This is a genomic window from Streptomyces sp. Ru62, assembly GCF_002920615.1.
Classification (GTDB): Bacteria; Actinomycetota; Actinomycetes; order Streptomycetales; family Streptomycetaceae; genus Streptomyces.
In genome coordinates, this window is record NZ_PQSU01000017.1 from 1 (window position 1) to 12226 (window position 12226).

At 72.4% G+C, this 12226-nt stretch carries 7 protein-coding genes and 3 pseudogenes; 7 read left to right on the forward strand and 3 right to left on the reverse strand.

From position 1 onward, the window contains the following. Positions 1 to 249: pseudogene (locus C3492_RS23135) on the forward strand (thiamine biosynthesis protein ThiF); the annotation flags it as partial. A gap of 199 nt (positions 250 to 448) precedes the next feature. Here the strand turns inward: C3492_RS23135 and C3492_RS23140 are convergent. Then, positions 449 to 1582, reverse strand: a complete 1134-nt coding sequence (locus tag C3492_RS23140; RefSeq protein WP_181140510.1) for an SAVED domain-containing protein — start codon at positions 1580 to 1582, stop codon at positions 449 to 451. Between the two features lie 658 nt (positions 1583 to 2240). On the opposite strand from C3492_RS23140, the gene panD reads away from it, so the two are divergent. Continuing rightward, on the forward strand, positions 2241 to 2660 hold the full coding sequence (gene panD / locus C3492_RS23145; RefSeq protein WP_103813675.1) for an aspartate 1-decarboxylase: 420 nt from the start codon (positions 2241 to 2243) through the stop codon (positions 2658 to 2660). Positions 2661 to 2689: 29 nt separating this feature from the next. Next, entirely contained in the window at positions 2690 to 3034 is a 345-nt protein-coding gene (locus tag C3492_RS23150) for a GNAT family N-acetyltransferase (protein WP_103813676.1), read from the forward strand. A 1015-nt stretch (positions 3035 to 4049) separates the two neighbouring features. Here the strand turns inward: C3492_RS23150 and gndA are convergent. Then, positions 4050 to 5489, reverse strand: coding sequence for an NADP-dependent phosphogluconate dehydrogenase (gene gndA / locus C3492_RS23160; protein WP_103813677.1), 1440 nt, complete (start codon positions 5487 to 5489; stop codon positions 4050 to 4052). A 272-nt stretch (positions 5490 to 5761) separates the two neighbouring features. Here gndA and C3492_RS23165 point away from each other — a divergent pair. After that, positions 5762 to 6959, forward strand: a pseudogene (locus C3492_RS23165) (transglycosylase family protein). An 870-nt stretch (positions 6960 to 7829) separates the two neighbouring features. On the opposite strand, the pseudogene C3492_RS45940 reads toward C3492_RS23165, so the two are convergent. Further along, positions 7830 to 8667, reverse strand: a pseudogene (locus tag C3492_RS45940) (DMT family transporter); the annotation flags it as partial. Positions 8668 to 8896: 229 nt separating this feature from the next. Between C3492_RS45940 and C3492_RS23175 the strand changes: the two are divergent. The 3 genes from C3492_RS23175 to glgC are packed head-to-tail and all read left to right on the forward strand — an operon-like array spanning position 8897 to position 12124. After that, a complete protein-coding gene (locus C3492_RS23175) occupies positions 8897 to 9661 on the forward strand; it encodes a (2Fe-2S)-binding protein (RefSeq protein WP_103813678.1) in 765 nt (254 codons plus the stop codon). 40 nt (positions 9662 to 9701) lie between these two features. Beyond that, entirely contained in the window at positions 9702 to 10853 is a 1152-nt protein-coding gene (gene glgA, locus C3492_RS23180; RefSeq protein WP_103813679.1) for a glycogen synthase, read from the forward strand. Between the two features lie 50 nt (positions 10854 to 10903). Next, positions 10904 to 12124, forward strand: coding sequence for a glucose-1-phosphate adenylyltransferase (gene glgC, locus C3492_RS23185; RefSeq protein ID WP_103813680.1), 1221 nt, complete (start codon positions 10904 to 10906; stop codon positions 12122 to 12124). Positions 12125 to 12226 lie beyond the last annotated feature (102 nt).

The following is a 12226-nucleotide window of genomic DNA, read 5'->3' on the forward strand; positions in this document are numbered from 1 at the left end:
AGCGCCCCCAACCTCGAGGCGTACCACGCACTGTGGGCCGAACCCGCCCCGGACGACGAACTGCGCCCCACAAGGGGCTGCTCCACTCCCACATTCCACGGCTCCGCCGCCGACCTGATGGCAACCACCGCCACCCTGATCACCCTGCTGGGCATCCAGATGCGCCACCCCGTATCCGGGACCCACCTGTGCGCCCAGCCCCACACCGGGACAGCCCCGGCACACCGCTTCATTCCGTACAGCGAGTAGGGAGCACTGCCCGCGTCTCTGGACCTGCGGCCCTGCATCCCCGGCAGGGCCGTCAGCCCCTTGAGGCTGCCGGGCGTCGGCAAGACCCGCACCCCCAGCTCCGCTCCGGCCGAACTTGGCATACCCCGCCGCGGCCACACCTCCAAGCCCTGATGAGAAGGCGCTCCACGGCGCCGCACGCCGGGCCGCCGTGTGCAGGTCAGCCGGGAACCTGCCCCACCTCCAAGGTGGGCATGTAGCTGCCCGCCAAGCGCTCGTAGATCACGAGCTGCGGGTGCACCTGCGGATGGTGAGCACGGCCCAGGGCGATTGCCGCGGAGACGGGAACGGCAGGCAGGACATGCAGGCGGCGCAGCGACTTTGCCTCCCTTTCCAGCCGCGCGAGAAGCGTCCGTAGCGTTTCCTCCATCTGTTGCAGTGACGCCCGGCACCGCAGTATGTCCGGACCGGCCTGCGTGCCCACCGGGCTGACCTCGTAGCGGCGCAGCGCCGAAAGGTCCCGCGGAACCTCCGAAGGCGCGATGATCCCGGAGATGTTCATCACGACGACAGCCTCGTCCCGGTCTTGCCCGGCCTGAACCGGATGCGCGGCGAACTCGGTCACCGGGCCGCTCTCGGCAGACCACACCCAGGACTGCTCGTGTCGGTGGCGTTGGTAGATGTGCGTCGGCACGGTGTCGTCCAAGAGCGACCCGAGATAGACCAGCAATGGCAGACGCGCGAATCCGAACACGCTCAGATGCTGCACGGATTCCCGCTCTATCCCTGGTCGCAGCCGGTTTCGGACCACGTCATCGATGACCGTGGTCGCCTGCCGATAGTAGTGACGGCTGGCCTCGGCGGCAGATTCCGCGTCCCAGGCAGCGGCTGCCTGCTCGCCGGGAATGTGCCGCAGATCTATCTCCACACCGTGCCGGGAGTAGGACTCCAGATACAAAGGAAACCGGCGGCCTGCCGTCACAGCGTCCGCAGCGGTCTCCCGCGACAGCTCGACGGCATTTCCGTGCACCGACCCCACCATCCGCACCACCGTGGTGGCCCTCTCCGGCCCCAACGCGGTCAGGTGCCTGACACGGTCCTCATGCTCCTGCTTCACACGGCGCAGCCACTCGACGGTGAAGACGTCCAGCGCGGCCTTCGCATCGATCTCCATATGTTGCTGGGCACACAGCAGCATCAGATTGTCCGCCTCATCCCGCAACGCCTTCTCCAACAGATCCCCGCCGCGCGGCGAGCGCGGATCAGTGCTCTGCCCAACGATGTGCGCGACCTCCCCCAAAGGAAGCGTCCGTCCCGACATCGTCCCCTCCAGCAGGTACGCGTTGCACAGCATGCACCTGCCTCCACTGCGCACCCACACGGCGAGAACCGCCTTGGTTGAAAGACGGCTCCGCTTCCCGCCGCTCCCGCTCATCAGCACTGCCTCCATCCCTTCGCGACAGACCAGACGCTAGACGACACCTCCCCTGACACCAGGGAGATTTGACAAAGCGCGGCGCACCCTGGGAGTGCGGCTCCGCACGAGGGCGTGTCCGTGGCGGACCGATACGCGCCCGTAGTGGGCGTCGTCGAAAGCCTCAGCAGAGCTGCTGGCATATCCAGCCCCCGCTGCACCTGCGAGTCATGCGGGCGGTTGGACGCCAGCTGCGCCTCGACTTCACCCGGGCCCGGGGTGCCGGTCCTCATCGCGTCGGCGGCGCTCACTGACACCGACCACCTCGTGGCCGTGCCCTCACGTTCCTGATATGCCGTCAGGTAAGTCAGCGTTTCGTCAGCATCGGTCCTGGCGCGTTCCGCGAAGAGTGTTCAGGTAGGGGCGTGTTCGACGAGCCACAACAGCCTGGTTCGTACGGAAGCCCAGGCAGGGAGCCGGCTCACCGAAGTGAAGCGATGTTCCTCACAATCTTCGACTCAGGCGCGTGCCAGTTGTAGGGTGATACCGCCCTTGACCTGCAGAAAGCTGGCAGGGAGCCGTCATACAGGAGTCCAAAGTGCTGCGTACTCTGTTCAAGTCCAAGATCCACCGAGCCACCGTCACCCAGGCCGACCTGCACTACGTGGGATCGGTGACCATCGACGCCGATCTCCTCGACGCCGCCGACCTGCTGCCCGGGGAACTGGTGCACATCGTGGACGTCACCAACGGCGCCCGGCTGGAGACGTACGTCATCGAGGGTGAGCGTGGGTCCGGGGTCATCGGGATCAACGGGGCCGCGGCCCACCTCGTCCACCCCGGCGACCTTGTGATCATCATCAGTTACGCTCAGGTCACCGACGCGGAGGCACGTGCGCTGCGGCCCCGGGTCGTGCACGTCGACGCCGGCAACCGGATCGTGTCCCTCGGCGCCGACCCGTCCGAACCGGTGCCCGGCTCGGACCAGCAGCGCAGCCCGCAGGCCGTAGGGGCCTGACAGGACGAGGACCAGGAGCGTGCGTGCCCATGAGCGAGACCGAGATCCGCGACGACCGGGCGGCGGGCCGCCTGGAGGCTCTCGGCGACGGTGAAGTCGTCGGTCGCATCGAGTACTTCGTCCTGGAGGCACCGGAACGCGCCCTGGTCCCCGTCCACACCATTGTCGAGCCCGCCCACGAGGGCAAGGGCATCGCCGGATCGCTCGCCCGTGAGTTGTACGCCCTCGCCGAGCGCGAGGGCGTCCCGGTGGCCCCGCTCTGCCCGTACGTCGTGAAGTGGGCCGAACGGCACCCGGAGGCGGCCCCGCCGGCCGACCCCCGACTGCTGTCGGCCGCGAAGGACTGGCTGCGCGCCCACCCGGACCGCTTCTGATCGAGCGGCGGTCCGCCTGGGCCGGTTCGAGTGTGCGGTCGCCCATCGGGGCCGCCTCTCAGCGAGCGCCCGAGACCCCGGCCGCCGTCCGTCGGCAAGCGCCCGCTCAACGTACCGTCGGCCACCCGCCTGGACTCGATCGGTGCTGCTGTCGGGTGAGTGGCCGGGCGGCGGTCGGGTAGGCGGGGGAGTAGTCCAGAGGCGACGTCCCGTGACTGCCCGGAGGACACCATGACGAACCCGCACCCCGACCCGGTACCGCCGGGCCCGACACCGGGTCCGGGCCCGACCCCGCCGGATCCTTACCCGAGCCCGGTCCCGACCCCGGAACCGGTCCCGCAGCCCACGCCACCCCCGCCGGGCCCCAACCCGAGCCCGCCCCCGCCCCACCCGGGCCCCCCGGAGCCGTCACCGTCCCCCATCCCGCCGGGCCCGGAGCCCGTACCGAATCCGGAGCCGGGGCCTCCGCTCACCTGAGGCACGGCAGGGGCCGGGCGCCTGGAACACAGGGGCGCCAGGCTCCCCCCGAGGGGCGCGGGACGGCACCGAGATGCGACTCAGCCGCGCCGAGCGGGCGCGACCAGCCACGCACAGCCTCCACCCGCGCCCTGATCGACAAGAAGAGGCAATTGAACCTGCCGGGCCCCGCGTAACCCGCCGAACCCGCCGAACCCGCCGGGCCCCGCATAGCCCGCCGAGCCCCGCCGAGCCCGCTCGGCTCCCGGGGCTCCCGCGCGAGCCCCTGCGTCCCGGGCGGGGTGGAAGGTGCGCACCGCCGAGACGGCCGAGACCACGAGCCCGCCGAGATCAGGAGTCCGCCGAATCCGCGGAGACCATGAGCCCGCCGAGACCAGGAGTCCGCCGAACCCGCAGAGACCACGAGCCCGTCGGCGCCGGTGAGCCCAGGGAGACGCCGAGCCCACCAAGCCCGCCGAGCCCACCGATCCCCCCGAGCCCCCGAGACGACCGAGCCCCGAAACCACCGAGACCCCGAGACCTTTCGTGCCCGGCCGCGCTACGCGGTCACCTCGCTCCGGTCACCGCCCCACAGCGTGTGGAACGAGCCCTCCCGGTCCACACGCCGGTACGTGTGCGCGCCGAAGAAGTCCCGCTGCCCCTGCGTCAGCGCCGCCGGCAGCCGTTCCGCCCGGAGTGCGTCGTAGTAGGCCAGGGCGGCCGCGAAACCGGGCGTCGGCACGCCCTGGCGGGTCGCCGCGACCAGCACCTCCCGCCAGTCGTCCTGCGCCTCGGCGATCTCGCGGGCGAACGTCTCGTCCGACAGCAGGCTCGGCAGGTCGGCCCGGGTGTCGTACGCGGCGCGGATGCGGTCGAGGAACGCGGCCCGGATGATGCAGCCGCCCCGCCAGATCGAGGCCACCGCGCCCAGGTCGATGTCCCAGCCGTACTCCTCGCTGCCCGCGGCGATCTCGTGGAAGCCCTGCGTGTACGACACGATCTTGGACGCGTACAGCGCCTGCTCCACCCGGTCGGCGAAGGCGGCAGCCTCCGACTCGCTCAGCGGGGACGGCTTCGGTCCGACCAGCTCCCGCGAAGCGGCCCGCAGCGGCGCGTGACCGGACAGCGAGCGGGCGAAGACCGCCTCGGCGATGCCGGACACCGGAACGCCCAGGTCCAGCGCGATCTGCACCGTCCAGCGGCCGGTGCCCTTCTGCTCGGCCTGGTCCACCACGACGTCCACGAACGGCTTGCCGGTGGCCGCGTCCACGTGGGACAGCACCTCGGCGGTGATCTCGATCAGGTACGAGTCCAACCGGCCGGTGTTCCAGGTGCGGAAGATGTCCGCGATCTGCGCGGGCGCGTACCCGGCGACGTCGCGCAGCAGCTGGTACGCCTCTCCGATCAGCTGCATGTCGGCGTACTCGATACCGTTGTGGACCATCTTCACGAAGTGCCCGGCACCGTCGGGACCCACGTGCGTCACACACGGCGCCCCGTCCTCCGCCTTCGCGGAGATCTTCTCCAGCATCGGGCCCAGCGACCCGTACGACTCCTTCGAACCGCCCGGCATGATGCTCGGACCGTGCAGCGCCCCCTCCTCGCCGCCGGAGATGCCCGTGCCGACGAAGTGGATGCCCCGCTCGCGCAGCTCACGCTCCCGGCGCCGGGTGTCCGCGAAGTGCGCGTTGCCGCCGTCGATGATCATGTCGCCGGGCTCCAGCAGCGGGGCGAACTCCTCGATCACCGCGTCCGTCGGCTGGCCCGCCTTGACCATGATGACCAGCCGGCGCGGACGTTCCAGGGCCGCCACGAACTCCTCGGCGGTCTCGGCGGCGACGAAGTCGCCCTCGTCCCCGAACTCCTCCACCAGCGCCTTCGTCCGCGACACCGTACGGTTGTGCACGGCGACCGTGTAGCCGTTGCGCGCGAAGTTCCGCGCGAGATTGCGGCCCATGACCGCGAGGCCCGTGACACCGATCTGCGCTGAAGTGCTCATACCGCCTGCTCCCTGGTTGCCTCGTGTACTACGGCTCCGTCAGTACGGGTCCTTGCCCATCCTGACGTGCCGCTACGGCGAGCGCACATCCGACCCGCCACGCATGTGTACGCAGCGGGACCGCCGTCCGCCTCACTGACCGGCCCGTCGGATCAAACAAGGGCCGTTCCCGGCCACTTGGACCGCACGGGAGGCCGATTTCCTGTCTTGTCATGGCCTGTTCGGGGCGCTTACTTTTGCCGCTCCTGACGCATGCCGAGGGGATTTCGGACATGGCCGTACGCGGCCGGCACCGCCGGTACCAGCCGAACAGGATCAACCGCGCCTCACTCACCGTCACGGCGGGCGGTGCCGGCCTCGCGATCCCGCTGGTCGCCGCCGGCACCGCGGACGCCGCCGACGTGGCGACCTGGAGCAAGGTCGCCGCCTGCGAGTCCAGCGGCAACTGGAGCATCAACACGGGCAACGGCTACTTCGGCGGGCTGCAGTTCACCCAGTCCACCTGGGAGGCCTACGGCGGCACCCGGTTCGCGCCGCGCGCCGACCTGGCCACCCGGGCCGAGCAGATCGCCGTCGCCGAGAAGGTCCTCGACGGGCAGGGGCCGGGCGCCTGGCCGGTGTGCTCGGTGCGGGCCGGGCTGACCCGGGGCGGACCCGCCCCCGACGTGCACACCGAGACCAGCTCCGCGCGCCCCGCGACAACCGGTTCCGCGCACTCCGGCTCAGCGAAGTCCGGCTCCACCCACTCCGCCTCCACCCACTCCGGCTCCGTCAAGGACGTGCAGCCGCAGACCACCCCGCAGTCCCGGGCCGGCCGGGCCGAGATGTACACCGTGGTGCACGGCGACACACTCTCCGGCATCGCCGGCGACCACCACGTGACGGGCGGCTGGCGCACGCTGTACGCGGCCAACCGCGCCACCATAGGCACCGATCCCGACCTGATCATTCCGGGGCAGCGGCTCAGCCTGAACGGCACCCCGACCCGCCCCGCGCCCCCCCAAGGCACCGAAGAAGAAGGCCCCTTCCGAGCACCCCACCACCCACCGGACGCCCCCGGCCCGGCACGCGCTCGTCGCCCCGGTGACCGCGTCCGTCGGCACCGGCTACCACGTGGCGGGCTCGCACTGGTCGAAGGGCTACCACACCGGCGTCGACTTCCTCGTGCCGACGGGCACGTCCGTGAAGGCGGCGGCGGCCGGGCGCGTGGTGGCCGCGGGCTGGGGCGGCTCGTACGGCTATCAGGTCGTGATCCGGCACGTCGACGGCCGCTACACCCAGTACGCCCACCTGTCGGCCATTGCCGTGCGCACAGGCCAGAGCGTCACCGCGGGCCAGCGCATCGGCCGCTCCGGCGCCACCGGGAACGTCACGGGCCCGCATCTGCACTTCGAGGTGCGGACGGGGCCCGGGTTCGGCTCGGACGTCGACCCGCTCGCCTATCTCCGGGCCGGCGGCGTCAGGATCTGACGCGGGTACGGCGCAGAGCCGGCACCGGCAGCGGTACGGCGACGCCCGCGGGCAGCGGGGTGTACGACACGGGGAGCACGCCGTCGGCGGGCACTGGCGTGTACGACGCCGGGAGCACACCGGCAGCGGGCGGTCCGGCGTCGTCGGTGTCCGCCCCGCCGCTCCCGGCCGGGCCGGACACCAACCGTGCGGGCACGCCCGGCTCGGTGGCCCCCGCCTCGCTCGCCCCGGCGTGCACCTTGGCCTCTGCCGGACCGGTGCGCACGACTCGTCGGGCCGGCTCTGGGTGGCCGACCGGTTCGGCTGCCCCGGCGTGCGTCACCGGCTCGGTGGCCCCCGCGAGGACACCCGCCTCGCTCGCCCCGGCGCGCTCCACGGCCTCGGCCGGACCGGGGCGGCCGGCCGGCTCGCTCGACTCGGCCCGGACCGGCGCCGGAACGGCCGCCCCGGGGACGCGCACCGGCCCGCTCGGCCCGGCGGGGAACGCCGGTTCGCCCGCCCCGGCACGGTTCACCGGGTCGGACGTGCCGACGCCGGTCACTCCGCGCCGGCCCCGCTCCGCACCGGTGGCCACGCCCTCGCGCGGCTGCGGCACGGCGAGACGCGCGTGCTCGGTGGACCGCGCCGGTTCCGCGGCCACCGTCACTCCCCGCTGCCCGGAGGTCACCGCGGCCGGTGACAGGACGTCCGGTGCCGGAACAGCGGAGGCCGACTCGCCCGACGCCGCGGTCGAGACCGGCTCCGGCTCGTGCGACGGCGCTGTCGGGACCGGCGCCGACTCGTCCGAGGGCGCGATCGAGACCAGCGCCCGTCCGTCCGACGGCGCTGTCGACACCGACTCCGGCGGGTCCGACGGCGTTGCCGGGGCCGGGGCCGTCTCGCGTGTCAGCCGCTCCGTCGTCAGCATGATCAGCCCGCCCGCCGCCACCACCCCGCAGCCCAGGGCGAGCACGGTGCCCGTGGTGCCGTAGCGGAACGTCTCGCCGAACATCAGGATGCCGACCGCGGCGGCCAGCACCGGATTGACCACCGTCAGCGTTGCCAGCGGGGCGGCGAGGCCGCCACCCCGGTAGGACGCCTGGGACAGCAGGACGCCGGCGACCGCGAAAAGGCCGATCACGGCGAGCGAGGGCAGGTCGCCCAGTGCGATGCCGTGGCTCCAGTCGACGGCCACGGTCTTGGTGAACACCGACGACATGCCGAACGCGATGCCGGAGGCGGTGGCGAGCAGCACGCTGCGCACGGCGGGGTGCCGGTGCGCGGCCAGGCCCGCGAACATCAGCGCCACCACCGCCCCGCCGGTGACCAGCGCGACCGCGAGCCGCTGGGCCGGGGCCAGGGAGTGCGCGGAGGAGGAGCCGACCAGGGAGAGCAGACCGGCGAGGCCCACCGTGGCCATGAGGGCGCCGCGCCAGGCGGTCGCGCCGGCCCGGCGGCCGACGCACAGCGCCGCCATGGGCAGCGCGAAGACGATGGTCAGCGCGCCGAGCGGCTGGACGAGGCTGAGCGGCCCGTAGGCCAGTGCCACGACGTGCAGCACTCCGCCGAGACCGTTGAGCGCCAGCGCACCCCACCAGCCCGGGCGGCGCAGCGGCAGGTACCCGCTGTCGGGGGAGGACACCGCGACCTGCTCCTGCACGATCGCTCCGCCCGCGTAGGCGAGGGCGGAGACGAACGACAGGAGCACGGACAACGCCAGGGCGCTCATCGGTGTCTCCTCTGCGTGCGACGGGCGTCCTGAGCCCGGCGCGGCGTACGGTCGGCTTCCATGGCCAACACTCTGCCCGCCCCGGTGCTTCCCGTCGTCGTACCTGAGCACGCAATGCGTCCTACTGCCGATGGAGTACACCAGCGGCCTGATCATCCCCTGGACGGGTGATCGGGGGGCGGACACCCGCCTGATCAGCCCCCCGCCGCGCCTGGTACGAGTGTCTGTCGTGGACCTGGACCCCGAACTCTCAGCCCTGCGCGCGCTCGGCGGCTTCTTCCCCCTGCGCACCCTCCCGGGAGCCGCCAACGGCACCGGTGCGCGACGGCTGCCGACCCTGGCGGAGGGCTACGCGGGGGCGGCCACGGAGACCGGCCGCGACCCTCTGGCGCTGCGCGTCGCCACCGTCGCGGACCGGCTCGGCACCGGCGAGCCCCGGGTCGCCGCCTCCCTCGCCCAGCAGGGACTGGCCGCCCGGCTGTGGTCGGCGGCCCTCGGCTGTGCCGTCCTGTACGGCCGGCTGCCCGATCTGGACCCGCCCCTGCTGCACTGGGACGCCCGCGCCGCCGTCCCCGACGATCTGTGGCTCGCCGAGCTGCGCCCGCTGCCGGGAGACGCCGCCACGCTCGCCGGCACCGTGCTGCACGGTCATCTGGAGCCCCTCGCGAAGGTTCTGCGGGCCCGCTACGGCGTCGCGCCGGGCCTGCTGTGGGGCAACGCGGGCTCCGCGCTCGCCGCGACCGCCCGGGAGCTGAGCCGCTGGGCGCGCGCCCACGGCCGTACCGACGTCGCGGCCCGCGCCCGGGAGCTCACCGGTGACCTCTTCGCCCACCCCCTGCTGAGCGCCACCGGCACCCGCACCGGCCCGGCGTTCCGGCGCCGCAGCTGCTGTCTGTACTACCGGGTGCCCGGCGGGGGGCTCTGCGGCGACTGCTGCCTGACCCGACCGCCGCGCTCGTCCCCGCGCTCTTCCCCGGGCGCCGCATCTGGGTGACCATGAGGGGAACCTGCCACCGAGACCAGGGGGTTGCCGGGTGCGAGTGGGACTGCTGAGCCGGGAGTACCCCCCGGATGTGTATGGCGGCGCCGGTGTCCATGTGGAGTTCCTCGCCCGCGAGTTGGCGTCCCTGGTGGACCTGGAGGTGCACTGCTGGGGCGAGGGCCGCGGCGTCGGCGTCGTACGGCACCGGCCCTGGTCCGTCCTGGACGGCTCCAACGACGCGCTGCGCACCTTCTCCGTGGACCTCGCCATGGCTGCGGCCCTGGAAGGCCGCGAACTCGTCCACTCCCACACCTGGTACGCCAATCTCGCCGGCCATGTCGCCAAGCTGCTGTACGGCATCCCGCACGTGGTCACCGCGCACTCGCTGGAGCCGCTGCGCCCCTGGAAGGCCGAGCAGCTCGGCGGCGGCTACGCGCTGTCGGGCTGGGCCGAGCGCACCGCGATCGAGGCCGCCGACGCGGTGATCGCCGTCTCCGGCGCCATGCGCGACGACATCCTCGCCTGCTACCCGGCCCTCGACCCGGCCCGCGTCCACGTCGTCCACAACGGCATCGACACGCGTCTGTACCGGCCCGACCACGGCACCGACGCGCTCACCCGGCACGGCATCGACCCGGCCCGCCCGTACGTCCTGTTCGTCGGCCGGATCACCCGGCAGAAGGGCGTGCCCCATCTGCTGCGCGCGGTACGGGACATCGACCCCGGCGCCCAGGTCGTGCTGTGCGCGGGCGCGCCCGACACCCCCGAGATCGACCGGGAGTTCCAGGAGCTGTTCGAGGAGCTGCGCCGGGTGCGGGCGGGCGTGCACTGGATCCCGCAGATGCTGCCGCGCACGGAGGTCGTCCAACTCCTCACGCACGCGACCGTGTTCGCGTGCCCGTCGGTGTACGAGCCGCTGGGCATCGTCAACCTGGAGGCGATGGCCTGCGGCACACCGGTCGTCGCGTCCCGGGTGGGCGGCATCCCCGAGGTCGTGGACGACGGCCGTACCGGTCTCCTGGTCGACGTGGACGACGACTTCGAGTCCGGGCTCGCCCGGACGCTGGACACCGTTCTCGGTGATCCCGGCGCGGCCCGGCGGATGGGCGAGGCCGGACGGGCCCGCGCGGTGGGGGAGTTCGGCTGGGACGCGGTGGCCCGCCGCACGGCGGGACTGTACGAGGAGATCCTCAAGCAGGCTTAGTCCGGCCCGCTCGGGGCAACCATGGTTCAACCACGGTGAGGGGAGCGGCCATGCGTCGTGGAGGGCCTTCCGTACTCGGGATCGTGCTGGCCGGCGGCGAGGGCAAACGCCTGATGCCGCTGACCGCGGACCGCGCCAAACCAGCCGTCACCTTCGGCGGCACCTACCGGCTCGTCGACTTCGTCCTGTCCAACCTCGTCAACGCCGACGTGCTGCGCATCTGCGTGCTGACCCAGTACAAGTCGCACTCGCTGGACCGGCACATCACCACCACCTGGCGGATGTCCAGCCTGCTCGGCAACTACGTCACCCCGGTCCCCGCCCAGCAGCGGCTCGGCCCGCGCTGGTACCTGGGCAGCGCCGACGCCATCCTGCAGTCGCTGAACCTGGTCCACGACGAACAGCCCGAGTACGTGGCCGTGTTCGGCGCCGACCACGTGTACCGCATGGACCCGCGGCAGATGCTCGCGCAGCACATCGAGGGCGGTGCGGGGGTGACGGTGGCCGGCATCCGGGTGCCGCGCGCGCAGTCCTCCTCCTTCGGGGTGATCACCCCGGGCTCGGACGGCCGCACCGTCGAGCGCTTCCTGGAGAAGCCCGCCGACCCCCCGGGCCTGCCGGACGACCCGGAGACGGTCTTCGCCTCGATGGGCAACTACGTCTTCACCACCAAGGTGCTGATCGAGGCACTGCACCGGGACGCCGAGGACAGCCAGTCCGTGCACGACATGGGCGGCTCGATCCTGCCCCAGCTGACCGCCCGCGGCGAGGCGCAGCTGTACGACTTCAGCGACAACCACGTGCCCGGCGAGACCAGCCGCGACCAGGGCTACTGGCGGGACGTGGGCACCCTGGACGCCTACTACGAGGCGCACATGGACCTGATCGCCGAGCGCCCGGCGTTCAACCTCTACAACCGGCAGTGGCCCATCTACACGCACTCCTACCAGCTCTCCCCGGCCCGCTTCAACGCGGGCGGGATCGCGAGCGAGTCCATCATCAGCGCGGGCTGCCTGATCCGCGGCCAGGTCACCCGGTCGGTGCTGTCCCCGGGTGTCCGCGTCGACCCCGGAGCGGTCGTCCAGGGCTCCGTCCTGCACGACAACGTCCACATCGGCCGGGGCGCGGTGGTCCGCGGTGCCGTGCTGGACAAGAACGTCGAGGTGCCGCCCGGCGCGACGATCGGCGTCAACCCGGAGCGGGACGCCGAGCTGTACACCGTGTCCAAGGGCGGGGTCATCGCGTTGGGGAAGGGGCAGCGGGTGCCCTGACGGACAGGGCGTCAGCGGCCCCCACGGCGCGACGCGTTCGACATCACCCTCTCGGAATGCCCAGGTTTGCACCGTCGGCCGTCCAGGATGCAGGCAACGACG

Bases quoted from the DNA above. Each gene is read 5' to 3' on its own strand.
- C3492_RS23140 (WP_181140510.1), bottom strand. From the start codon at position 1,582: ATGCTGTGCAACGCGTACCTGCTGGAGGGGACGATGTCGGGACGGACG.
- C3492_RS23150 (WP_103813676.1), top strand. From the start codon at position 2,690: ATGAGCGAGACCGAGATCCGCGACGACCGGGCGGCGGGCCGCCTGGAG.
- gndA (WP_103813677.1), bottom strand. From the start codon at position 5,489: ATGAGCACTTCAGCGCAGATCGGTGTCACGGGCCTCGCGGTCATGGGC.
- glgC (WP_103813680.1), top strand. From the start codon at position 10,904: ATGCGTCGTGGAGGGCCTTCCGTACTCGGGATCGTGCTGGCCGGCGGC.